Origin of the sequence: Gordonia sp. PvP123 (assembly GCF_040547295.1) — a bacterium.
Lineage (GTDB): Bacteria > Actinomycetota > Actinomycetes > Mycobacteriales > Mycobacteriaceae > Gordonia > Gordonia terrae.
Window position 1 is genome coordinate 388669 of record NZ_JBEPPN010000005.1, and the last position, 24293, is coordinate 412961.

Consider the following 24293-nt stretch of genomic DNA (forward strand, 5'->3'; position numbering starts at 1 on the left):
TGCCCGGCCGGTGTCGTCCGGACGGGCGAGCCAGGGTCAGTTGTGCTTGGGCGCGGGCGCGTCCTGGATGAGGTCCTTGGACCAGTCGTACATCCACTGGGTCGCGGTCTGGCCGTCGTTCTCCCAGTAGCGCGTCGTCGCATACATCGCGTGGATGGGGTTCGACGCCGCGTTCGCCAGTTTCGACACCGCCGCCAGCGGATTGACGATCGTCGGCGAGTCACAGATGAGATCGCCCGGCGCGCAGATGGATTGGACCCGATCGCGGAGGTCGCCGAATCCGCCGTTGCGCGGGCCGGTCATCGAGATCCCGGGTACGAGATTGCCCATCCCGCCGAGCGCGATCTCCGCGCCGACACCGTTGGGGCTCGGCTCGATGTCGTTCTGTTCACCCGGCTGGCGTCGGCCGTCGGCGATGAGCCCGACACCGAGCACGAGGTCCTGGTCGCTCTCGTCGAGCACGCCGCGGCCGTTGCCGATGTTGCTCGCGAGATCACCGGCGATGACCGCGCCCTGGCTGAAGCCCATGATCACGTAGCCGGTCAACGGGCAGCGTTCGTTGGTGGAGATGATCTTGCCTGCCGCGCGCTTGTAGCCCTGGGTACGCGAGACGTTGTAGTCGGCCTGCCGGTCGGCCAGGTTGGTCGGGTTCCGGAACTGGGCCGTGTAGGGGACGGTGTAGATCTCGGTGCGCGAGGTGTCGAAGTCGTTCGACAGCGCGCGCGAGACGCGCAGCATCAGCGAGTTCGGATTCGCCGACGGCTTGTACGGATCGTCGTCCGCGCTCGACTCCCAGGTGCCGGGGATGACGACCGTCAGGACATCGGGGCAGTCCGCGGGCTGGGCGTCGGGACGTTCGCCGGACGGCGGCGTGCTCGGCGGCCCACCGGGACCGATCGGCGCGGGGCCGGGCGCCAGCCACACCAGGACCAGCACGACGATGAGCACGATCGCGATGGCCGCGAGCGCGAGGAGCAGCAGAGCGAACTTGCCGAGCCGCCGAACCGGACCCTTGCGGGTGCGGCCCGCGGCGTTGCGACGGGCGGCCACGTCAGCAGTAGTGCTGTTCTGCTGCGCGAATGACCTTGTCGGCCTTCACGTTCGCTTCTTCGACATTGTCTGCACCGGGACCGACGGAGGCGGTGACGAAGGCCTTCACCATGCTCGGGTCGGTGCCCTTCTGTTTGGCGCCGCAGACATACTTCGCCATGGTCAGGGCGACCGAGTTGTCGTTGTCCCCCATGAAGGTGACGTCCTGCTGCTTCAGCGCGGCCAGGTAGGCGCGGGCCTTGTCGTCGAGTGGTTGGCCGCTGGGCCCGGGAAAACTGGCCGGGACCTTCGTACTGGGGTTCGGCGCGGTCGCGGGCAGCTCCGACGTGCCGCCGGTCGTGGACGGGGTGGCCTCTGCGGAGGTCGTGCCCGGCGTGCTCGTCGAGGACTCCGCCGCCGAGTAGAGCGAGGTCGTCGTGACCGGGTTGTTGGTGATCGGCGCACTGGCCGTCGAGTCGTCGGCGCAGGCCGACACGGACCCGAGCGCGAGAGCGAGGCCCGTCACGGCCAGCACCAGCCGCACACACTTCGTTGTCATCGCCACTTCCTGCCGAACCTTTCTCCGTCGAGATCGCGCACCACCGGACGATCTGTCCGGCGACACCTCACGCGTCCGGCCTGCGGCCGATCGCGATGCAGGGGCACCCCGCATCGCACACCACGTCAGGCTACCGCCCGCGCGGGGGCATTCCGGCCGCCGCACTCGCGCCACCTGCACAAACAGTCCGATTCCTCAGCGAAGTTTCAGGCCGCACACACGTGCGGTCGAGGTTAGGGGGCACCGACGGGTGCCCCCGTCCTCTTCTGTCGAATCCCGCCTCGCTCACCGGACTCCTCACTTGAGGACTTTGGTGCCGTCCTTCGCGGTCCAGGTGATCCGGCCGTGCTCGAAGTAGTTCACGCGGCCCTTGCCGTCGCGGGTCGGGAGTTCGTCGCTCGTCGGCTTGCCGAGACGACCGGCCGGACCGCCGGCGGCGACGTAGGCGCCACCGATCGCGCCCGTGACGATCTTCGGGCCCTTCGGTCCGGTGAACATGCGTCCGCCGGCGAAGTCCTGGGCCTTGCCGCCCGCCACCGGGTACGACGGGGTGAGGCAACCTCCCAGGTCCGCCTTGTTGGCGTCCCAGACCTTGCGGAAGGCACCGTCGACGCGGCATGCGACCGCATCACGCGACAGTCCGAGCGCGGCCGCGGCCTGCGGCCAGGCCTGCATCATCTCGAACTCCCAGTAGGGCCAGGTGTGCGTACCCGACGGCCGGTAGTTGGCCTGGCCGGGAATCCCCTTGCGATTCAACTGGATCGCGAACTGCTGCGAGGTGACGCGACTCAGCATCTCGAGTCCCACACCGGAGTAGTTGGTCGCGAGCATCGGGATGTCGGACGGTTTGTCGTGGGGCCCGACCATGCCGTTGCCCGACGAGACGTACAGACTCGTGCCCTGCAGCTTGTCGACCAGCAGGTACGGATCGTGTTCCTTCCAGGCCGGGTCCGACGGCGGGCCGAACATCTTCATCGAGTCGTAGCCGCCACCGTCGCGCACCGCGAACTGGATCGCCTGCGGCATACCGAATGAACTCAGCTGCAGGATTCCCGAGAACGACGCCGCGAACTTGTAGAACCCGGGGTTGCGCGCGGCGAGCATCATCGCGGCGGAGCCGCCCATCGACAGCCCCTCGATGCCGCGGACGTCGGTGGACCGCCAATCGTTCTCCAGGATGGGCGGCAGTTCCCGCATGAGGAACGTCTCCCACTTGTAGTTCTTGCCGCGATCGGGTTCCTTCCAGTCGGTGTAGAAACTCGACTCGCCACCGATCGGCAGGATGACGTTGACGTTCTTGTCCTTGTAGAAGTCGACGATCTTGGTGTTGATGATCCAACCGCTCTGATCGTCCTGCGCGCGCAGACCGTCGAGCATCGTCAGCTGCGGGAACTTCTCCTTCGGCTTCGCGTGCCAGTCGCGGGCCAGCAGGATCTGCACCTGGATGTTGGTGTTCATCGCCGGGGAGTAGACCCACAGGGCCACTCGCCGGTCGGTGTACCAGTACGTGTTGGTCACCTTGGCGGGTTGCGCGGCCGGGACCGACGCCGGTGCGACCGGGGCACGCGAGCTCGGCGGTGCGGGTGCCGGCGCGCTGGGTGAGGCCGGCGGCGCGGGCGCCGCGGGCGGTGCCGCGGGGGCGGGCGGGGCCGGCGCGGGTTCGGCCCCGGCGAGCCCGTTACCGATCACGAGTACCGCGACCGTCGCCAGCGCGACCACGGCGGCCTTCACCGGGCGAAGAGTCGCCCGACGACCGGCCGGGCGCGCGCCATCCTGCCCTGCATCGGCCGGTCGCGCGTCGACCTTGCCTGTACCACTGTTTCGCCGCATCACTCTCCAGAACTCCTTCGCCCCTGTACACCGGCGCCAGCACCCGTGACCGATTCCCCGTCAGTCACACATGCCTCATAAGTATCAAACGCCTCAGGAGTTTCTTACACGCCACGGCGCGGCCTGTCCGCACGCCACGCTGTGACACGTGGGATTTGTGTGACAGTTGATATCTCGCCCTGCTCCCTGAGGAGCGAGCTTGCGAGCGTCACGAAGGGTCTCTCACCTCGGGTCGCCGACCCCCTTCGTGACGCGCCCTCCGCAAGCTCCGGACGCTCCTCAGGGAGCGGAGTGATACGACGACGCCCCGCCCGGTGACCCGGGCGGGGCGTCGTGCGGCCGGCGGACCGGCGATGTCAGATCAGCGGAAGAATCCGCGGTTCTTGGCGTTCCAGATCATGTCCTGCCAGTAACCCCAGGCGTGGGTGCCGTTGGCGTAGTAGGTCATCAGCGGCACACCCTGCACGAAGGCCGCAGCCTCGAAGGCCTTGGACTGCGTGAACGCGAGGAGCTCGAGGGTCGAACCCTTGAACAGGTCGTCGAACACATTCGGCAGTGCGTTGTAGCGGCCGAAGAGACCGTTACCGGAACCGACGAAGACCTTCATGCCGCGCATCAGGCCGATGTTCCAGAAGGGATCGTTCTGGAACCAGCGAATGCTCCACGGCGGGCCCCACATGGCGTCGATGTTCCAGGGCTTCGGGTCGACGTCGAGCATCGCCAGACGCAGGGCGGTACGCATACCGGGCGCACTCAGGAAGTTGTAGCCCGAGAGCGAGCCGGCGCGGTCGAAGTGCTGACGGTTCTGGGCGCCGAGGACGAGTGCGGCGTTACCACCCATGGACAGACCCATGATGGCGTAGCGCTTCGACGGTCCGACGCGGAAGCCGCGGGCGTCGAGCGCGCTGATCAGGGTCCGGCTGATGACGCAGTTCCAGCGATACCGGTAGGGCTGCCGGTTGAAGTTGCTGGGTGCATCCCAGTCCGTGTAGAAGCTTGCGGGTCCACCGATGGGCTCGACGACGTTGACGCCGGACTTCACCATCTCCTGGACGTTGGTGTTGATCTCCCAGCCGCTGTAGTCGTACTGGGCGCGCATGCCGTCGAGGAGGATGACGGTCTTGTAGTTGCCGGGCTTCTTCCAGGCGCGGACCTTCACGTTCGGCATCCCGCAGCCGTTGACCCAGAACTCCTGCTTGCCGACCTGCGTTCCGCCGATCCGGGCGTTGGCCTGGCCGGCGACGACACCGGTCAGTCCGACAACTGTCAGGATGGCGACGAAAGCGGCGATCAACCGGTTGCTCATCCGGTTGCGCGCAGGCCTCGGCGCCTCGGTGGCAGCTTCACGCATGTACAGAATCTCCCTCTTCAGCCGATCGGCCGGAACTCGTAGTCCCTAGCGGCCGATCGGTCCTTGTGCGTCACACATTTTTCGTCCCCCGGCTCATTGCGCGGCGCGACGTCGTTCACGAGTCGTTCTCGCATGCGATTCACCGTCGGCGAGCCTATTCGATGCCCCCGGACGTGACAAACCATGTGATCGCGATCACAACCCCCGTCACTTCGGCGTCCCAGCAGTTCAGAACACCTCCGTCACGACCTTTCTATCGGCCGCGCCCACGGGGACGTTACCGATCCGAGATGTTCGACGGCAACTCCACAGGTTCGGCCCCGTGTTTTCTATGCGTTCTCTTGGTGTCGTGTGCTTGGGTTCGACGCCCGGTGGCGTGGCACTAGCGCGGGTGGACCGGCGGCGGCATCTCCAACCCGCAGCGCTGGATCTCGTACTCCGGCTCGCGCTGGATTCGATAGCTGTTGAAGGTGAACGCCTGACGCAGGTTGTGTTTGAAGCGATCGAAGGACCAGGGGGCCTCGAACGAGGCGAACCGGTCCTTGGTCTCCGGGCACTGCAGCGCGACCTGGGCCTGGCGGACCAGATCCTCGTCGAGGTACCCGGGCAGTACCGGACGGCGTGGGTACGCGCCTGCTTCGGCGACGACCCATTCGCTCGGCAGGATCTTGTCGTGCCCGATGCGGCCGTCCTCAAGGCGCTCGGTGTGCGCCGCGAGCGGATAGGCCAGACCCATCTGGTCGATGACGCGCACATCCAGCGGTGCGTTCATGCTCGTCATACCCAGATTCAAGAAGTAGACGGTCACCTGCCGCTCGGCGCCCTTGGGCATCACGGCCGGCAGCTGTGCCACGTACCACTCGTCGTAGTTGAACGACGGCAGGATCACGCCGCCGTCCTCGCGGTACTCGTCGATCTTCTCGACCATCGCGCTCATACGCGGGTAGTCGAGGTAGTCCTCGGCGGTGACCGGGTTCTCGTTGCCCATGTTGGTGACGTAGAACCGACGCTCGTCGACGATGCCGCTGCGGCCGATGTCGATGCCGGCGTTCGGCAGGACGTTGGCATGCGTCACGACCGCCCAGACGACGACGGTGGTCCACATGCCGCTCATGGCGATCGCACCGACGAGCTGGGCACGCGCTCGACGGCGATCCGCGGGCTCGGGCGCGGACGGCACGGGATCGGGGTCGGTCGCGGGGTCGGAGATCACCGAGTCGGAGTCCTTCGACGGCCGGCGACGGAACGCCGCGCCGACGTGCGCGGGGATCGTCACCGGCACGACCATCAGCGGCAGCAGGGTGACGAACACCGGCACCAGCAGCACCCGTCCGTGCATGAAGTCGCCGCCCTGGCGCATCCAGTAGACGATCAGGACGATGCCGGCGAGGGCCACGACGGTGACCACCGCGGTCGAGGACTGCAGCCGACGCGACCAGCCTGCGAGACGCGACGACCGCGTCGAGGGGGTGGCGTCACCGGTGTCGGCCGGGTCGGAGTGCTGGGCATCGGCCGCCGTGGCCCGCATCCGGCCGCCGACGATCAGCAGCACGCCCGCGACTGCGGCCAGGACGACCGGCAGCACCAGCACGTAGGGGCCGAAGAGATTGGTGAGGTAGGCGAAACCCTGATCCCACTTCGCACCGCTGGCGTCCTTCGCGACGGCGGGATTGGGAACCAGGAGGGCGTAGTAGCCCATGCGGAAGATCTGGTAGCCGACCGGCAACGCACCCGCGACCACGACGACACCCATCCGCATCTTCCAACCGAGGGGCGCGAAGAAGACCAGCAGCAGCACCAGGCCGCCGAGAATCGCCAGTTCGGGCCGGATCAGCGGGGCGAGACCGGCGGTGAAGGCCAGCGCGAGCGTGGCCGCCGCGCTCCCGCGGCTCGCGTGCGGGCCGCGACGCGCCCATGCGACGAGCTGGCACCACAGGACGGCCGCCCAGAAGATGCAGAGGCCGTTCTCCAATCCGCTGGTCGCGAAGTCGCGGGCGGGCGGGATGGCGATGTAGATGACGGCACCGAACGGCAGCAGCAGGGTCCAACCGTCGCCGGTGATCCCGCCGATCCGGGTGCCGAACAGACGTGCGCTGCCGTACATCGCGATCGGGATCGCGGCCACCGAGCAGACCAGCGCCACCCAGAGCGCGACGTATTCGAGCTGACCGTCGGTGATCCACGCCCAGAACCACAACAGGTACGTCCAGGCGGTCGAGGTGTTGGCCTCGACCCGCTCCCCGGCGTTGAAGACCGGACCGTTCCCGGCGAAGAGATTGCGGAGCGTGCGCAGGACGATGAGTCCGTCGTCGGCGATCCACCTGCGCTGCCACGCACCGATCGCGAAGAAGGTGGTGACGACGACGGCGCCGAGGACGAAACTGACGGCCGCAACCTTGTTGCGGCCGGTGTTCAGCGCCCGGAAACCGGTTGGCGACTCATCAATTGACTGCATAGACCGCGACACCCACACACACCAGCCACGCCACGGCGAGCAGCTGCAGGACACGATCGCCGAGCGCGATCTCCTCGGGTTCGCCCGCGGCACCGCCGTCGACGTCGACGGCATAGCGCAGGATCGCCACCGTGAAGGGCACCATCGAGATGGCGTACGCGACGTTGGTGTCGTGGTCGGAGCCCTTGTCGAACGCCCAGAGGCCGTAGAAGATCACGACCGCGGTCGCCGACAGCGTCCAGACGAATCGCAGATAGGTGGTCGTGTAGTACTCGAGGGCCTTGCGGATCTTGGCGCCGGTGCGTTCGGCGAGCTGGAGTTCGGCGTAGCGCTTGCCCGCCGCCATGAACAGCGACCCGAAGGCCATCACGAGCAGGAACCACTGTGACAGCACGATCTCGGCGGCGACGCCACCGGCGATCGCACGCAGCAGGAAGCCCGAGGACACGATGCAGATGTCGATGACGGCCTGGTTCTTCAGGCCGAAGCAGTAGCCGAGCTGGATGACCAGGTAGATGGCGATGACCACGGCCGTCTGCCAGTTCGCAAGGAAGGCGATACCGATCGAGCCGACGAGCAGGACGACGGCGAGAACGTAGGCCAGGGTCACCGGGACGACGCCGGCGGCGATCGGCCGGAACCGCTTGGTCGGGTGATTGCGGTCGGACTCGACGTCCATCGCGTCGTTGACCAGGTAGATGCTCGACGCGGCGAGGCAGAACGCGACGAAGGCGACGCCGGCGGAGGCCAGCACCGAGGCGTCGGTGATGTTGCCCGCGGCGAGCGGAGCGGCGAGCACCAGGACGTTCTTGACCCACTGCCGCGGCCGGACGGCCTTGATCAGCCCGGACGTCAGGTTCTTCGGCGGTCCGAGAACCTTTCCGTGCTCGATCGGCTCCTCGCTCATGCACTCTCCCTGTGTCGTGTCACCCGCGCGATGACGGGGGACGCGGCAAGACGCAGCGGCCCGCCGGGTACTGCGGCCGTGAGACCGAGCCGGGCCAGGACGCGCGCCGCACGGCGGGCACGCCCGGGGTCCGGGTTGTTCCGGGTGGGTTCGAGCAGCACCTTATCGCCCACGACGACCGCCGCTGCGCTCGCGGCACCGATCGCGGCGCCCGCGGTGACATCGCTCGGGTAGTGCACACCCAACACCAGGCGGGACACGAGCATCGGCGGCACGAGGACGGCGGGCAGCACCTTTGGGTCCCAGCCGGCAGCGCGGCCGATGAGGATCGCGGCCGCGGTCGTCGAGGTCGCGTGCGAGGACGGGAAACTCAGTTTGCTCGGCGTCGACACCCCGATCGCGATCTGCGGGTGGGCCGGGCGTGGGCGCCGGACGATGCGCTTGATGATCACGGACGCGGCGTGCGCACCGAAGGCACCCACCCCGGTCTCGAGCCAGAGCTGCTGCGCGCGCACATCGCCGCGGCGGCGGGCCAGCGCCCAGCCGGTACCCGCGATGGCGAGCCAGCCCAGTGCGTGCTCACCCACGTGCGACAGTCCGCGCGCGGCCGGACGGACGCCGGGGCGGCCACCGATCCCGGCCTGGATGGCCACGAGGGCCTTCTCCTCACCGTTCAGGGGACGCGGGATGTCGTCGGCCGGGACCCGGCCCGTCTCCGCACGATCCTCCAGCACCGTGTCGTCCCCACTGCCGATCACCGGACCATCAGATTCCGAAGACACCCGCCCAGCTCTCCTTCGACGTCAGGTCGCGGTGCGCAGACCTGTACTGCTGCTTCATCTCCGGGAACTTGTCCTGCAGTTCCTTCACGAGGGCGAAGTGTTCGCGCGCGAGCTCGATCATCTTCTCGCGGTCGCGCTGCCGATAGACGACGCCGCGGCCGTCGGCGGTGGTGACGGTGACCCCATCGACACGACCGAGCGAGAACCACCGCGCCTCGATGGGCGGGAAGTTGGCCTGCGGGACCTCGTGATGCCGCGGGTCGGCCGGGCGGACGTTGTTCACCACGGCGGCGGTCAGCGCCTTGATCTTGCTGAGCGGGTTCAGCGGTATCGAGGTCCCGAGGCGCGTTGCCTCGCCGGAGGTCCGGGGCAACTCGGTCGCCGACGGCAAGACCACTGCGTCCGGATACTGCTTGCGCATCTGCGCGACCTTCGGCAGCGCGGTCGGCAGCAGGCTGCGGATGTGATCGGGTCCGGCGAGGAAGTCCCGGATCGCCTCGTTCTGGATGGCGACGGTGGAGTATTCGAGGCAGAGAAGGTGTTTGGCGGTCGCCTTGGTCATCGACCGGACGATGCCCTTGATCGGGCCGTCGTGATGGATCGATGCGACGACGAGCCGGTTGCGCAGGTGAAAGTACGCCTGCCAGTCGATGGCGTCGTCCTTGTCGCTCCAGGCCATGTGCCAGATGGCGATTCCCGGCACGGTGGCCGTGGGGTAACCGGCCTTGGCGGCTCGCAGCGCGAACTCCCAGTCGTCCCACTTGATGAACAACGGCATCGGGAGGCCGATCTGCTCCGCGCATTCGCGCGGGATCATGCACATCCACCAGCCGTTGCCCTCGACGTCGATCCGCCGGTGCAGGTTCTTCGAGTTCTCGCGGTCGCGCAGCGGGTACTTCGAGAAGTTGTGGTCGTATTCGACGAACGGCGCCGCCGTCCACATGAAGGTGTCGCGGCGGATCACCTCGCCCATGCAGTGCAGGTGGCTGCGGTCCTGCAGATTGAGCATCTGACCGCCGACGAGCATGGGCGCCTTGGCGAATCGCGACATGGCCAGTGCACGCAGGATCGAGTCGGGCTCGATCGCGATGTCGTCGTCCATGTACAGCACGTAGGGCGAGTCGGTGAGCCGCAGCGCCTCGTACATGATGCGCGCGTATCCGCCCGATCCGCCGAGGTTGCCCTGGTCGAAGATGTGCAGGCGATCGCCGAGAGCCGCGGCGGCCTCGGTGTATCCGGGCTCGTCGACGACCTTCTTGGTGCCCTGGTCGGGCATCATGACCGCATCGATGACCTCGTCGACCAACGGGTCGGAGGTCAACGCGGCCAACGCGTTCACCGCATCGGTCGGGCGGTTGAACGTCGGGATGCCGACCGTGACGCGCTTGGTCTCCTCGTCGGCCGTCGGTGCGTCGATGGGCGCATACCAACCGGCGGAGACGATTTCGGTGTCGGTGTCGGTGGTGACGTCGAACCAGATCCAGCCACCGTCCTCGAACGGACCGAGGTCGAGTTCGAATTCGACGACGCCGCGGCCGGTTTCGTCGGTGTCGACCAGGTCACCGCCGATGCCGATACGCGACCCGTCGATCTTAGAGCGGTACAGGTCGACGCGGCAGGTGCCGATCACCTCGACGCGCAGCACCACCGAGTCGAGGATGCTCCAGCGCCGCCAGTAGGCCGCAGCGAACGCGTTGAAGTAGGTCTCGAAGCTCACCTCGGATTCGGCGCCGAGAAGCACCGAGGTCCGACTCGGGGCATGCGCCCGGCGGTTGTTGCTCTCGGATTCGACGACGTACAGCGACCGCACGTCGAGCGGCTCACCCGCCCGCGGGAAGATCACCCGCTGCAGAAGGGATTTCGCCTTCGACGGCCCGACGCCTGCGTCGGGGATGTCGGATTGGTTCACGGGAGTCACCGTCATCTATTCGGCTCCTGCGGGGTCGGCCACCAGCGGCGCACCATCACGCAGATGCGGTGCCAGGGTGTTGTCGAACATGGTGAGCGCGCTCGCGATCGCCATGTGCATGTCGAGGTACTGATAGGTACCGAGACGACCACCGAACAGCACTCCGGCACTTGCGGTCTCGGTGCGGGCGAGTTCACGGTAGGCGGTCAGCATCGCCCGGTCCTCCGGGGTGTTGATGGGGTAGTACGGCTCGTCGTCGTTCTCGGCGAACCGGCTGAACTCCCGCATGATGACGGTCTTGTCGTCGGGGTAGGAGTTCCGCTCGGGGTGGAAATGCCGGAACTCGTGGATGCGCGTGAACGGGACGTCGGCGTCGTTGTAGTTCATCACCGGAGTGCCCTGGAAGTCGCCGGTGTCGAGCACCTCGGTCTCGAAATCGAGTGTGCGCCAGCCGAGTCGGCCCGCGGAGTACTCGAAGTACCGGTCCACGGGGCCGGTGTAGACGACGGGGGCGTCGGGGTTGTCGGCGCGCAGCTGCTCGCGCACGTCGAACCAGTCGGTGGACAGCCGCACCTCGATGCGGTCGTCGGCAGCCATGTTCTCCAGCCACGCGGTGTAACCGTCGACCGGCAGACCCTCATGGGTGTCGTTGAAGTACCGGTTGTCGAAGGTGTAGCGCACCGGCAGGCGGGTGATGTTGCCCGCGGGCAACTCCTTGGGGTCGGTCTGCCACTGCTTGGCGGTGTAGTGCTTGATGAACGCCTCGTACAGCGGGCGACCGATCAGGCTGATCGCCTTCTCCTCGAGGTTGCGCGCCTCGGCGGTGTCGATCTCGCTGGCCTGATCGGCGATCAGCTTCCGCGCCTCGTCGGGGCTGAAGTACCTGCCGAAGAACTGGCTGACCAGCCCCAGGCCCATCGGGAACTGGTAGGCCTGGCCGTTGTGCAGCGCGAACACGCGGTGCTGGTAGTTCGTGAAGTCGGTGAACTGGTTGACGTATTCCCACACCCGCTCGTTGGAGGTGTGGAACAGGTGCGCCCCGTACTTGTGGATCTCGATCCCGGTCGTCGGTTCGGGTTCCGAGTACGCATTGCCGCCGAGGTGGTCGCGTCGGTCGAGCACGAGGACCCGTTTGCCCAGCTGCGTCGCGGCCCGTTCGGCGACGGTGAGGCCGAAGAATCCGGAGCCGACGACGATCAGGTCGTAACTGCTACTGGTTGCCACGGGTCCTCAGGGTAACGGACCCTCCCTGAGGAATCTCCGAGCCACGTGGCCTGGCACGGAAGCCGGGTAATGTTTCGATCGTCGGCCTGTAGCCCCCGGGCCCGTGCCTTGTCCGGTGAGTAGTTCGGGGTTTGCGTGACGCCGCTGTTCGTACGACCGCCCGACGACCCCTCCCCGAGTGCCCTTCGTGACGCCCCTCCGCAGGCTCCGGGGCTCCTCAGGGAGCAGACCGGGCCACCTCCGCAGGCTCCGGGGCTCCTCAGGGAGCAGACCGGGCCACCTCCGCAGGCTGCGGGGCTCCTCAGGGAGCAGACCGGGCCACCTCCGCAGGCTCCGGGGCTCCTCAGGGAGCAGACCGGGCCACCTCCGCAGGCTCCGGGGCTCCTCAGGGAGCAGACAGGTCCCCCTCTCGGGGACCGGACGAACCCACCTTCACACCCGTCGGTCGAGCGCGTCGTCGTCGTGGTCCCCGTCCACAACGAGGCCGAACATCTCCCGAGCTGTCTCGACGCTCTCGAGGGCGCAGCAACCGCCGCGGCCATTCCGGTGCAGGTGGTCGTGGTGCTCGACGCCTGCGACGACGACTCCGCAACGCTGCTCACGGCGGATGTCTCGACCGTCGTCGTCGACGCGCGATGCGTCGGGGCGGCGCGTCGAGCGGGGTTCGACGCAGCCGCCATCTCGGCCGCGGAGTCGCACACCACGTGGTTCGCGACCACCGACGCCGATTCGACGGTTCCGCGGGACTGGCTCGTCGAACACGTCGCGGCCGCCGATGCCGGCGCGGACGCTTATGTGGGCACTGTCACCCCCGACGGGTTCGACGGGTGGCCGGCGGGGACCGACGAGAGATATCTGCGCGAGTACGACGCGGGTCCCGGGCACGGCCACGTCCACGGCGCGAACCTCGGCATCCGGGCCTCGACGTACGTCGCCGTCGGCGGGTTCGCCGAGCTCGACGTGGACGAGGACGTCGATCTCGTCGATCGCCTGCGCAGCTCGGGTGCAACGGTCGAACGGGGTGCCCGGGTCCCGGTCCGCACATCGACCCGGCGGGAGGGACGGACCCGGCACGGGTTCGCGAGCTACCTTCGAGATTTGGCCGACGACCAGCCCGAGGAGGCAGCCGGGTGACGCCCGCGCGGGCCCGGGCCATCGTCGACGACCCGTCCTTCCCCCTCCCCCGCCCCGGCCGGGGCCACACCCTCGACCGGTTCGCCGCTCTCGTCCGCGCCTGTTCCGACGACGTGAGCACGGGCCGTCTCGTCGAGGCGCACGCAGATGCCGACGCCATCCTCGCGGAGATCTGTGGCGGCGGGACCGCCTCGGGCGAGTTCTGGGGCGTGTGGGCCGCCGAGGGGCGCGACACCCGCGTCGACGCCCGATCGGCCGCGGGTGGCTGGGAACTGAGCGGCATCAAGGAATGGTGTTCGGGCGCGACGTCGTGCACGCATGCGCTGGTCACCGCGCACACGGACGCCGGCAACCGACTGTTCGCGGTCGATCTCGGTCGCCCGGGGGTCTCCGCGGACAGCTCGGCCTGGACCAACACGGGTATGCGCGACTCCGACACCGGGACCGTCACCTTCGATGCCGTGCCCGCCGACCCGGTCGGCGAACCCGGCGCCTATCTCGACCGGCCGGGCTTCTGGCAGGGCGGGATCGGCGTCGCGGCCTGCTGGTTCGGCGGGGCCCGCAAGGTCGCGGCACCGCTCTACCGCGCGGCCGAGCGCTCCGACGACGCGTTGCTGCGGATGCACGCCGGCGCCGTCGACGCCCACCTCGCCGCCGGATGGGCGCATCTCCGGTCCGCGGCACATGAAATCGACAATGACCCGACCGCGTCGGCGAAACGACTCGCCTTCGCGGTGCGCTGGTCCGTCGAACAGGTCGCCACCGCGGTGATCGATCGGGTCGGGCGTGCGTTGGGCCCCGGCCCGCTCGCCGCCGATCCCGATCACGCCCAGGCTGTCGCCGACCTCACCGTCTACATCCGGCAGTCCCACGCCGACCGTGATCTCGCGGTCCTGGGCGGACTGACCGGGGGTCGGATACCCGGCCCGGGATCGGAGACGTCATGACGACCGGCGACATCTCCTCGACGGACCGCTTCGGGGCGACCCCGACATCGTCGGAGGGAACCCCGGAGTCGGAGTGGCAGCGGTGGTTCGCCGTGCGGGGGCCGTGGCCCGACTTCGAGCCGGACGTCCGGCGGCTGATCGTCCTGGCCGCCCACCCCGACGACGAGATCCTCGGCGTCGGCGGGGTGATGGCGGCCGCCCACCGACGGGGTGTCGACGTCGTCGCGCTCTGCCTCTCCGACGGCTCGGCGTCGCATCCCGGTTCGCCGACGCTGTCCCCGGCCGAGCTGGCCGTCCGGCGCCACGCCGAAGTCGACACCGCGACGTCGACACTGGGCATCGGCCCCACCCGATGGTGCGGGCTCGGCGACGGCACCCTGTCGGCCCATGACGACGAGATCGAGGCCATCGTCGACGCGACGATCTCCGAGAAACCCGACACCCCGACCGCACTGCTGGCGGTCTGGATGCACGACGGTCATCCCGACCACGAGGCCGTCGGGCGGTGTGCACGTCGCGTCGGCGACCGGCGCGGTGTCCCGGTCTGGATGTATCCGATCTGGATGTGGCACTGGGCAACCCCCGACGATCCCGACATCCCCTGGCACAGGCTGCGCACCCTCGTCCTCGACGACGACATCGCCGTGGCCAAACGCGCGGCGACACAGGCCTTCGAGACCCAGATCCGCCCGCTGTCACCGGCACCCGAGGACACCGCCGTTCTCGGACCGCACATTCTCGAGCGGTTGCTCCGCGATCGGGAGTTCGTCTTCGTGTGAACACCGACATCCGGGGCGGGCGCAGAGCAGGGCAGCGCGACCGGTCGAGAACACGACCGGCGAGGACAGGACGGACGAGGCCATGACCGACGACGGCACCACCGGCAGTGATCGAAACTCGCTGCCCGACAGCTACTTTCACGACATGTATCGCAGCAGCGACGACCCGTGGGGTTTCGCGACGCGGTGGTATGAGCGGCGGAAGTACGCTCTGACCCTCGCCGCGCTTCGCTCTCCCCGGTACGGCTCGGTGTTCGAGCCCGGCTGCTCGATCGGCGTGCTGAGCGCCGAGTTGGCCACGCGCGCCGACCATCTGCTGTGTACCGATGTCAGCCCACGTGCGGTGGAACTCGCGCGGAGGCGACTCGACGGCCACGACTCGGTCGACGTGCGCGTCGGTGACATCGTCACCGACTGGCCGTCGGGCCGGTTCGACCTGATCGTGCTCAGCGAGGTCCTCTACTACCTCGACGACGCCGATCTCGACGAGGTCATCGCACGGCTTCCGGGCTCGTTGTCGCCCACGGGCGAGGTGCTGGCGGTGCATTGGAGATGGCGGGTCGAAGAGTATCCGCGAACCGGCGACCAAGTCCATGACGCGTTGCGCTCGTCAGCGCTGCACCCGTCAGCGTCGTACGCGGACACCGACTTCTGCATCGACGTGATGACTTCGACACCCCTCGGGTCGGTTGCGCAACGAGAAGGACTCGTCGACGCCGAGGCCGCACACCGTACGGCATAATGGGTTCTTCGACAACGGGTGTTTCGAGCCAGCGCTTTGCTGTCGGTCCAGCTGAGGCGCGCGCAACGACGTCTCACGAGGAGGCAGGGGTGACCGGATTGGCCGACTTCGGAGCTCAGATGACGCGGATCGCGAGCGAGATGCGCAAAGAGAGTGACGACACCGAAGCAGCGCTGCGTTCCATGACCAAATTCGCGGTCGATGCGATCCCGGGCGCCGAGTACGCGACCGTGACCCTCGTCGCCGACGGCGCAGTCGAGACACCGGTGATGGTGGGCGACCTCGGCGGCGAGGCCGATCGACTGCAGCGAGAGCTGCGCGAGGGTCCGTGCATCCGTGCCGCGGTCTCCGATCTCACCGTGTGGGTCGACGACATGCGCGTCGAGACACGCTGGCCCAACTTCGCAGCGGCAGCGGCCGAACTCGGCATTCGGTCGATGGCCTGTTTCTACCTCTACATCGACGGCGACGACTCGGCCGCATTGAACCTGCACAGCACCGAGCCGGCGGCGTTCACCCCCGAGGCGCGCCAGCTCGGCGAGCTGTTCGCGGCGCACGCCGCGACCGCCTTCGGCGCGGTCCAGGAGAAGCAGCAACTGCGCGCCGCACTCGGCTCACGCGACATCATCGGTCAGGCCAAGGGCATGATCATGGAGCGCTACAAGCTCGACGCAGACGAGGCCTTTTCGCTTCTGGCGCGGTTGTCCCAGGACACCAACACCAAACTCGTCGACGTCGCCGTCCAGATCGTCGAAGCGGGACCGGAGCCCTGAGCGCTCAGCGGAACGCGTCGCGCTTGGGGAAACCCAGCGCGGGGATGCCGCCGCGGTCCTGGTATCGCTCGAGCCCCTTGCCGACCAGCACCCGCGGGCCCGTGGCCGGGGTGAAGAACATCATCCCCTTCTCGAAGAGCTGCGTGACGCCCGCGGCGTCGGGGGTCAGGGTCGGCACGCCGAGCGCCTGGCCGAGCGGTCCCGTGATCCCACCGAGGTCCGCGAACCGCCCGTTCATCGCCGAGGTCGCCATGTCCAGGAACTTCGACGACCCGGGCAAGATCTGCTCGGCGAGCTGATCGAGGCTGCCGAAGTCGATCCCACCGCCGCCGGGCGACGCCGGACCGGTGGGTGGTTTGACGATGCGGGGCGGTGCGGGCTGGCCCTGCACCGCGAACCACGAGGACTTCAGCTGCAGCTTGGTCCGTGCTTCCTCACCGCTCACCTCCGCGGTGCCACCCGAGCCGACCGCGCGGACCTTGATCGCGCGCCCGTGTTCGGCACCCAGGCCGTTGGCCTCGATGACCTCGAAGCTCCGTAGGGCACCGACCCCGAAAGCCGATCCGATGCTGCCCGCACTCACGGTGGCCGTCCAGTTGTGGTTCGGCGAGACCGTGTCCCCTTCGTCGACCACCGCCGGGAAGCGACCACCTGCGGTGAAACCGCCGGTCGACGCGGAGAACTCGGTGAAGGCCGGCTGTCCGTTCTGCAGCAGGATCTGGCCGGCGGTGGCGTCGGCCGCCGCGTTGGTCCGCCGGTCCTCACCGGAGACGCCGCCGTAGACCTGCGAATTCTGGGTGTCGTCGATCTTCTTGCCGCCCGCGATCGCCGCGAGCGCGTAGGTGCGGGCCGCCACCGCCTGCGCCTGCAACGCCGCCGCGCCGCCGGAGTCACCCCAGGCGGGCAGGCTCTCGCGCGGGATGACGCCTTTGACGTAGTCGTCGACGTGGATGCGGTTGACCACGCGCCCACCTTCGAGGCCCATGGCCCCGCGGTAGGCCTTGTTCGAACCGCAGAACTTGAGGAATTCGCCGCCCGGTCGATTGGGCGCCATGCTGAGTGGTTCGACGAACGTGGCGGGTACCGACCGCACCGCCCCACCACCGCATCCGCTGAGGATGGTGGCCGTGCCCCCGGACAGGCTGACCGCCTGCCCGGGAGCCACCGTCTGACCACCGACTCGCATGCCGGCGTCCGCGTGCACATTCACCGAGCCCTGACCCGTGAGGGCCACCAGGATCTCGGGCCTGTCCACCTTCCCCGCGGTGGTGCCACCGTAGTAGTGGCGCAGGATCTGCTGTGCCGTCCAGCCCTTACGGGCGTAGCCGTACGCTCCCCATTGCCCCATTCCGCGGCCGTGGCCATGACCGTGCCCGATCAGCGTCACCGTCGACCCGACCGAGAGCTCGACCTGTTCGGCCGATTCCGATGAACTCGCAACCGCGAGTCCACCGGCCAGCAGTGCGGGCGCCAGCCCGGCCGCGGCCCAGGTCAACGCGCGATTGCGAGCCCGTCCGGGCCGCGCACCGCTCGCCGTCCATCTCGGCAGACGCCGTGTAGGTCGGGCTTTGGTCACTGCAGAACACATCCTTCGGTCGCGACGACACCAGCCGCGGCTGCCGCGGACTCGCGGCCTCCGTAACGCCTGTGACTGATGTGACGATTGGGACTTAAGTGACCCTAGTGAACCAAGGAGCCGATCTCCAACCCGAGGGGATCACAACCGGATCACGAGTTGCCCGGGCTGTCGTGACCTCGCACTGCCCTCGAGGATGAGCTGCCTCTTGATCAACAATCACCACTTGAACCACTTGTGCCTCACAGATAACAAGAACATCACGAGTTACGCGGTTGCGGCGTGTGTCGCCGGCGTCCGGGATCGGCGACCGCGACGATGGCCGCCGTACCGAGCACAGTCGACCGCGTTCGAAGCCTCCGGGCTCCGACGCCGTCGGCCGCGTGGATGCCGACGGCTGACCGGACCCGACCACACCCCCACGACCACCCGTGCCGCGGTCCGACCAACCTGCGAGGAGACCTGAGTGCGTTACCCCAGACCGAAACCCTCGATCGCGCTCGCCGCGATCGCCGCTGCGGTCGTCGCGACACCGTTCGTGGTGATCGCGAGCCAGTCCGAGCCACAACTCGTGGACAACAAGCAGACGGTCTCCGACACCGAGATCGAGCAGGTCCCGCTGCGGGAACTGCCCGCCGCCATCGTCGACGTCGCGTCTTCCGGTCTCGCCGCGGCCGGTGTCGAGCTGCCGCCGATCGATCCGGACGCGTTCCCGCTGCCGGATCTGACGGTTCCGCTGCCGAAGGGACTCGTGCCGGGTACCGGCGGGTCATCGACGAGCACCGGCCCGTCCGGGTCACCGGGTTCGTCGTCACCGGAGTCGACGCCCGGGTCGTCGACGTCGGAATCAGCGTCGGAGACCACAGAATCCGCGACCCCGACGACCGACGCGCCAACCAGCGAACGTCGCGTTCCGTCGACGACCCGGGAGTCCCCGGATGAGGCGGCGACACCCGCTCCGCGAGGCGATCGGACTCCGGGCACAACCCGGTCGACCCCGGGCAGTACGACGCCGGCGACACCCACGATGCGCGACGGCCGCGAGGTCGGGGCCGCGGTGACGCACATCGTGCGCGAGGCGCCCATCAAGATGGTCGCGTTCACGTGGGACCGTCCCGTCGATGTCGACCTCAAGCTGCGCGCGAAGAACCCCGACGGCAAGTGGGGTCCGTGGACAGTCCTGGAACAGATCTCGCGCGGGCAGGCGCCGAGCGTTAAGAACCCGGTCGGCACCGAGCCGGTCTGGGTGGGCGACGCACGTGAGGTGCAGGTCGCCGCGAGCAAGGACGGACTCGCGATCCCGGCTGCGGAAACACAGGGCGGCGATCTCGCCCAACTGGCCGTCGGCACCGCGAGCACGGTGGTGACGGAGTTGGCCACCGTCGCCCTGAACGCGCTGAAGGCGACGCTCATCAGCCCGGAGAGCCTGCTCGGCCTGGGCTCGTCGTTGCTGTCGCCGCTGACCGGCGGGCCGCAGGTCGTCGCCCGCCAGGCGTGGGGCGCCGATGAGTCCATCCGCTGTTCGCAACCGGTCTACTCCCCGCACATGCGCGGCGCGATCGTGCACCACACAGCCGGCAGCAACGACTACACCCCGCAGCAGTCCGTCGAGATCGTCCGCGGCATCTACGCGTACCACGCGCGCAGCCTGAACTGGTGCGACATCGGTTACAACGTGCTGATCGACAAGTACGGCCAGATCTTCGAGGGCGCGTTCGGCGGACTCGACCGCAATGTCGAGGGCACGCACACGGGCGGGTTCAACAAGGAGACCGTCGGGGTGTCGATGATCGGCAATCTCGACGAGGTCCCGCCGACCGCGGCGATGGTGTCGGCGACCGGCAAGTTCCTGCGCTGGCGCCTCGGCAAGGCCGGACTCAATCCCGCCGGGACCGCGACGTTGACCTCAGAAGGCTTCGCCGGCACCAAGTTCGCCGCGGGTACCCAGTCGAATCTGCCGGTGATCTCCGGGCACCGGGACTACAACAGCACCAGCTGCCCGGGGGTACACGGTTACGCGGCGCTCACCGCGATCCGGGCGCTCGCCGGCGGTGCCCCGCCGGCACCCGAACCGACGCCGCCCGCCGATCCGGCCGCCCCGGCTCCCCCGCCGGCCGATCCCGGTGCCCCCGCGCCGCCGCCGGCCGAGCCCGGAGCCCCCGCACCGGTACCGCCTGCGGCCTGAGCCGCGGATCCGCGAGACGATCAGCGCGGGGCGAACCAGCGCTCGAGTACCTTGGCGACGCCGTCGTCGTTGTTGCCGACGGTGACCTCGTCGGCGGCGTCGAGCGCCGCCGGGTGACCGTGGCCCATCGCGACGCCGTGCCCCGCCCAGGTGAGCATCTCGGCGTCGTTGGGCATGTCGCCGAACGCGATCACGGCGTCGGCCGAGAGTCCGGCGAGGTCGGCGAGGCGTGCGAGCCCCGACGCCTTGTGGGTTCCCGGCACCGACAGTTCGATGAGTCCGTTGTCGGTGGAGAAGGTCACCTGGGCGAGGTCGCCGACCACGGGCTGCAGCCGACGGGCCATCTCGTCGGAGGCCATACCCGGTTTGCGGACGAGGAGTTTCACCGCCGGATCACCGAACACCTCGTCGTCGCCGACCTCGACGTGATCGGGGTTGAGCCACGCGTGCTCGTAACCGGCACTCGCCACGAAGGGCGCCGTCGCCGCGTCGTGCGCGGACCGGCCCGCACGTTCGGCCGCGATGCCGCATCCCGGGATCTGTTGGTAGGCAATCTCTCCGAGTTTGACGAGCGCGTCGGGCTCGAGGTTCGCCGACCACAGCACGCGATCGTGCTCGGCGTCGTAGATGATGGCGCCGTTGGCGCACACCGCGTACCGGACGAACGCCTCGGTGCCGGCGAACTGATCGGTGATCTCGGCGATCCATCGCGGGGGCCGGCCGGTGGCCAGCACGAACTCCACTCCGGCGGCGCGGGCGGCGGCCAGCACGGACAACGTGCGCGGGGAGACCCGGTTCTCGTCGTCGATGAGGGTTCCGTCCACATCGCTGGCGATGAGTGTGGGTGGACCGAATGTCATCAGCGTCTGCTTCCTCTCGACCGAGCTCTCTCGGCGGCTCGTCTCGCCCGCGCCTCGGCTTTGCGCAGCGCCTCGTCGGCTTCGATCACGGCGGCCTCCTGGGGTGTCGGTGCCGAGCCGCCGAGTCGTGACGGAACCCAGAACTCACCCGGTGGGTGCGGACCGTAGGAGTCCTGGACCTCGAGGAGCATCGAGTTCATGGTGTCGCGGAGCCTCAGGGTCTCACGCTCCGGGGACTCGTCCGGCCCGGGGGTGAACGGCAGACCGTATCGGACGTGGACGGGGAGCCGGCTGCGCCCGATGTCCCGCACCCCACCTTTCGTCCACTGCCGATGGGCACCCCACACGATCGCCGGGATGATGGGGACGCCGGCTTCGGCTGCCATCCGGGCCGCCCCGCTCTTGAACTCCTTGAGCTCGAAGCTGCGGCTGATCGTCGCTTCCGGGTAGACGGCGACGATGTACCCGTCCCGGAGACGCCCGAGCGCGGCGCGATAGGCCTCCGCGCCGCGCGACCTGTCGACGGGGACCGTTCTGGTGTGGTTGACCAGGAACCGCATGATCCCGATGTCCATGACCTCGGACTTGATGAGGAAGCGGGTTCGGCGGCCGGCGCGCTGGACGCCGAGCGCGAGCGGGAGGAAGTCGACGTAACCGGTGTGGTTGACACACAGGACCGCGCCGCCGGTGTCCGGGACGTTCTCGACACCGGTGAAGTGCAGGTCGAGACCCTGGGCTCGGACGAGTCCGTTGGCGATGAGTTCCAGGGTGCGATACACCGGCTCGCGGTGCCCGTGCCTCCCTGCGCTCATGAGTCCAGGTTAACGACGCCGGACGACACCGCGGGACGACGACAACCGACAGGCAACGTAGGGGCCCGAGGTCTGCTCAGACCACGCCGGGGTCGTCGTTCCGGGGCTCGCGCTTGGCGGCGCGTTCGGCCTGCTCCTGGGCATCCATGCGATTGGCCTCCTCGAGCGTCGGCGCGGAACCGCCGAGCCGTGCGGGAACCCAGAACTCGCCCTTCGGGTGCTCGCCGTAGGCCTCCTGGAGTTCGAGGAGTTTCGCACTCATGACCTCGTGCAGCTTCGCCGTGAGGGCGTCGGGGCTGCCCGTGGCATCGAGGGGCTCACAGACACCGATCGAGATCTTGTACCCGGTTCGACCCAGTTGCTTGGGGTGGCCCTTGGTCCAGACTCGTTGCGCGCCCCAGATGACCGTGGGCACGATCGGCGCACCGGACTCGATCGCCATCCGCGCGGCGCCCGACTTGAAGGCCTTCAGCTCGAAGCTCCGGCTGATCGTCGCCTCGGGGTAGACCCCGACGAGTTCGCCGCGCCTGAGATAGTCGACCGCGTTGCGGTAGCTGTCCGCACCCTGGGCGCGGTCGACGGGGATGTGCTTGAGCGAGCGCATGATCGGGCCGGAGATCTTGTTGTCGAAGACCTCTTTCTTCGCCATGAAGCGGACCTTGCGACGCCCCTGCAGGAAAGCCGGGATGCCGGCGTAGGTGAAGTCGAGATAGCCGGTGTGATTGATCGCGACGACGCCGGGGCCGTCGGCCGGTACGTGTTCGACACCCGACACCGTGAACTTCAGACCTTCGGCCAGCCACAGCAGGCGGGCGGCGGTGATCACGGTGTCGTAGACGGGTTCCATGCGAGAGAGCTTAGCCACTCGCCGCCGACCCCTCGCCGTCGTCGGCGGTGGCGAGCCGGGTGACGGCCGACACGAGGTCGACCGCTGCGTCGGCCAGTTGCGCGGGCGTGAGCGAGAGGCGGCCGTCGATGTAGTCGAGGTACAGCGCGACCAGTGCCCCCGCCAGCGCCGACGACACGACGGCGAGTCGCTCGGGTGAGCTCGCGTGCGCCCCGGTGGTCATCTCCAGCACCGACGCGACGAAGCCGGGCACCGTTGCCGCCCGTCGTGCGCGCAGGACGTCGTCGGCGAGCGGTTCGCGCAGCAGGATGCGCGCTCGTCCGGGATCGGCCTCGAAGAACTCTCGGCAGACCTCGAGCACAGCCCGCACATTCTCCCGACGGTCGGCGACGCGTGGAAGGGCGGCGATCTCCGTCAGGAGCTGGTCGGTGACCCGGTCGTACACGTCCGTCACCAGGTCCTCGCGCGACGCGAAGCTCTCGTAGAAGTACCGGGGGCTGAGATTCGCCTCGCGGACCACTGCGCGCATCGTCACCGCACTCGCGCCGCCCGAACCGAGCAGCTGCTCGGCGACGGCGAGCATCTGCTCGCGACGGTCGGACGACCGGTCGGCGAGGGTTTGGCCGCGCCACAGTTTCTCCGGAGTCATCCGCTCATCGTCGCACTTCGACCGGACCCTCCCATTGACATCGGTCGATTCAACATCAATCATGCGATTCATGTTTACCGAAGGGGCCTTCCAGGAAGCACTCGCCCGTCCCCGTCTGGCCAAGCCTGTCCCGGAATATCTCGACGCCAACCGCGGTGTCCCGATCCGCGCCATCCCCGAAGCCGAGCTCCAACGGACCACCGAGGAATGGTTCGAGGCCTTCGACCGGAAACTCGTGCATCTGAGCAACGCCCACGACACCGACCTGTCGTGGATCATGACCTGGGCCAAGAAGTACTGGTGGAGCTTCCTGGTCCGCGACATGAGCGTTAACGAGGAGCTGTACGCCACGGACCTGCGCTACACCGACGTGACGACCTTCGGCCGCACGATCGTCGGCATCGACGACTTCGTCACCTACAACTTCGCCTTCTTCGACGCCATCCCGGACTGGCGATACGACCCACTGCCCGATCAGGCTTACATCGACATCCAGCCCGACGGCACGGTGCGGACCGTCATCCGGTACATCGGGAGCGGTCACTTCAGCGGGGCGCTGAGGATGTACCCGTACGACCGATCGGCGCCGACCATCTACGGCGACGGGCGGTTCATCCAGGCGCCGGCGGTCGACCGGTACCACTTCGACGCCGACGGCCTGATGGAAGAGGGCGAGACCCTCTATGACTTCATCGACGCCGTCCAGCGGGCCGGGATCATGCCGCGCGACGACAGCAAGCTGGTTCGGAGCCTGTTCGCGGCGTCCAGGCTGCCGGTCCTCGCCCGCGGCGTCCGGGAGCGACTCGGCGTGTAGCGAAGAGCGCCGTGAGCCTGCTCACGCCGCGCACCCGACGGGACTCATGGCCCACGCGTCCGTCCGGCACGGCTCGATACCCTGGATGCCTGTAGTGCCCTGCCGCGCAGCCCCGCGCACACCATGAAA

At 68.4% G+C, this 24293-nt stretch carries 21 protein-coding genes; 7 read left to right on the forward strand and 14 right to left on the reverse strand.

The features are described from left to right. Nucleotides 1–36: 36 nt before the first annotated feature. The 9 genes from ABIC25_RS12095 to glf form a co-directional block, all read right to left on the reverse strand. Entirely contained in the window at nucleotides 37–1050 is a 1014-nt protein-coding gene (locus ABIC25_RS12095) for a cutinase family protein (RefSeq protein WP_064571437.1), read from the reverse strand. 1 nt (nucleotide 1051) lies between these two features. Beyond that, nucleotides 1052–1588: a DUF732 domain-containing protein gene (locus ABIC25_RS12100; RefSeq protein WP_004018727.1), complete on the reverse strand. Its 537-nt coding sequence runs from the start codon at nucleotides 1586–1588 to the stop codon at nucleotides 1052–1054. Nucleotides 1589–1885: 297 nt separating this feature from the next. Beyond that, nucleotides 1886–3418 (reverse strand): alpha/beta hydrolase-fold protein, encoded by a 1533-nt coding sequence (locus ABIC25_RS12105; RefSeq protein WP_248644335.1) that lies wholly within the window; start codon nucleotides 3416–3418, stop codon nucleotides 1886–1888. A 361-nt stretch (nucleotides 3419–3779) separates the two neighbouring features. Then, nucleotides 3780–4769, reverse strand: a complete 990-nt coding sequence (locus tag ABIC25_RS12110; protein WP_004021369.1) for an alpha/beta hydrolase — start codon at nucleotides 4767–4769, stop codon at nucleotides 3780–3782. A gap of 382 nt (nucleotides 4770–5151) precedes the next feature. After that, a complete protein-coding gene (locus tag ABIC25_RS12115; protein WP_354561590.1) occupies nucleotides 5152–7224 on the reverse strand; it encodes an arabinofuranosyltransferase AftB family protein in 2073 nt (690 codons plus the stop codon). Then, on the reverse strand, nucleotides 7211–8131 hold the full coding sequence (locus tag ABIC25_RS12120; protein WP_101822532.1) for a decaprenyl-phosphate phosphoribosyltransferase: 921 nt from the start codon (nucleotides 8129–8131) through the stop codon (nucleotides 7211–7213). The genes ABIC25_RS12115 and ABIC25_RS12120 overlap by 14 nt, the downstream gene beginning before the upstream one ends. Beyond that, nucleotides 8128–8913 carry a phosphatase PAP2 family protein gene (locus tag ABIC25_RS12125; protein ID WP_435529068.1) on the reverse strand — a complete coding sequence of 262 codons (786 nt, stop codon included), beginning with the start codon at nucleotides 8911–8913 and terminating at the stop codon, nucleotides 8128–8130. The genes ABIC25_RS12120 and ABIC25_RS12125 overlap by 4 nt, the downstream gene beginning before the upstream one ends. Further along, nucleotides 8897–10837 (reverse strand): glycosyltransferase, encoded by a 1941-nt coding sequence (locus ABIC25_RS12130; protein WP_004021373.1) that lies wholly within the window; start codon nucleotides 10835–10837, stop codon nucleotides 8897–8899. Before ABIC25_RS12130 ends, ABIC25_RS12125 begins: the two co-directional genes overlap by 17 nt. Next, entirely contained in the window at nucleotides 10838–12046 is a 1209-nt protein-coding gene (gene glf / locus ABIC25_RS12135) for a UDP-galactopyranose mutase (protein ID WP_101822528.1), read from the reverse strand. 462 nt (nucleotides 12047–12508) lie between these two features. Here glf and ABIC25_RS12140 point away from each other — a divergent pair, with 462 nt between their 5' ends. The 5 genes from ABIC25_RS12140 to ABIC25_RS12160 all read left to right on the forward strand — a co-directional run bounded on the left by ABIC25_RS12140 (nucleotide 12509) and on the right by ABIC25_RS12160 (nucleotide 16421). Further along, nucleotides 12509–13180 carry a glycosyltransferase family 2 protein gene (locus tag ABIC25_RS12140; protein WP_354561591.1) on the forward strand — a complete coding sequence of 224 codons (672 nt, stop codon included), beginning with the start codon at nucleotides 12509–12511 and terminating at the stop codon, nucleotides 13178–13180. After that, a complete protein-coding gene (locus ABIC25_RS12145; protein WP_354561593.1) occupies nucleotides 13177–14127 on the forward strand; it encodes an acyl-CoA dehydrogenase family protein in 951 nt (316 codons plus the stop codon). The genes ABIC25_RS12140 and ABIC25_RS12145 overlap by 4 nt, the downstream gene beginning before the upstream one ends. Further along, complete coding sequence (locus ABIC25_RS12150) at nucleotides 14124–14906, forward strand: PIG-L deacetylase family protein (RefSeq protein ID WP_354561595.1); 783 nt, start codon at nucleotides 14124–14126, stop codon at nucleotides 14904–14906. The genes ABIC25_RS12145 and ABIC25_RS12150 overlap by 4 nt, the downstream gene beginning before the upstream one ends. 82 nt (nucleotides 14907–14988) lie before the next feature. Beyond that, nucleotides 14989–15648: a class I SAM-dependent DNA methyltransferase gene (locus tag ABIC25_RS12155; RefSeq protein WP_354561596.1), complete on the forward strand. Its 660-nt coding sequence runs from the start codon at nucleotides 14989–14991 to the stop codon at nucleotides 15646–15648. Nucleotides 15649–15737: 89 nt separating this feature from the next. Beyond that, complete coding sequence (locus ABIC25_RS12160; protein WP_354561597.1) at nucleotides 15738–16421, forward strand: GAF and ANTAR domain-containing protein; 684 nt, start codon at nucleotides 15738–15740, stop codon at nucleotides 16419–16421. Nucleotides 16422–16425: 4 nt separating this feature from the next. On the opposite strand, the gene ABIC25_RS12165 is transcribed toward ABIC25_RS12160, so the two are convergent. Next, complete coding sequence (locus ABIC25_RS12165) at nucleotides 16426–17916, reverse strand: SpoIID/LytB domain-containing protein (protein ID WP_004021380.1); 1491 nt, start codon at nucleotides 17914–17916, stop codon at nucleotides 16426–16428. A 547-nt stretch (nucleotides 17917–18463) separates the two neighbouring features. On the opposite strand from ABIC25_RS12165, the gene ABIC25_RS12170 reads away from it, so the two are divergent. Beyond that, nucleotides 18464–20182 (forward strand): peptidoglycan recognition protein family protein, encoded by a 1719-nt coding sequence (locus tag ABIC25_RS12170; RefSeq protein WP_354561599.1) that lies wholly within the window; start codon nucleotides 18464–18466, stop codon nucleotides 20180–20182. Nucleotides 20183–20202: 20 nt separating this feature from the next. Here ABIC25_RS12170 and ABIC25_RS12175 read toward each other — a convergent pair whose 3' ends face one another. The 4 genes from ABIC25_RS12175 to ABIC25_RS12190 form a co-directional block, all read right to left on the reverse strand. Continuing rightward, nucleotides 20203–21042, reverse strand: coding sequence for an HAD family hydrolase (locus tag ABIC25_RS12175; protein ID WP_101822511.1), 840 nt, complete (start codon nucleotides 21040–21042; stop codon nucleotides 20203–20205). Beyond that, nucleotides 21042–21854 carry a lysophospholipid acyltransferase family protein gene (locus ABIC25_RS12180; protein ID WP_033204735.1) on the reverse strand — a complete coding sequence of 271 codons (813 nt, stop codon included), beginning with the start codon at nucleotides 21852–21854 and terminating at the stop codon, nucleotides 21042–21044. The genes ABIC25_RS12175 and ABIC25_RS12180 overlap by 1 nt, the downstream gene beginning before the upstream one ends. 76 nt (nucleotides 21855–21930) lie before the next feature. Next, nucleotides 21931–22701 (reverse strand): lysophospholipid acyltransferase family protein, encoded by a 771-nt coding sequence (locus ABIC25_RS12185; RefSeq protein ID WP_033204733.1) that lies wholly within the window; start codon nucleotides 22699–22701, stop codon nucleotides 21931–21933. A gap of 10 nt (nucleotides 22702–22711) precedes the next feature. Then, complete coding sequence (locus ABIC25_RS12190; protein WP_064569888.1) at nucleotides 22712–23350, reverse strand: TetR/AcrR family transcriptional regulator; 639 nt, start codon at nucleotides 23348–23350, stop codon at nucleotides 22712–22714. A gap of 70 nt (nucleotides 23351–23420) precedes the next feature. Between ABIC25_RS12190 and ABIC25_RS12195 the strand changes: the two genes are divergently transcribed. Continuing rightward, entirely contained in the window at nucleotides 23421–24164 is a 744-nt protein-coding gene (locus tag ABIC25_RS12195; RefSeq protein WP_180819492.1) for a nuclear transport factor 2 family protein, read from the forward strand. The last annotated feature ends 129 nt before the right edge of the window (nucleotides 24165–24293 follow it).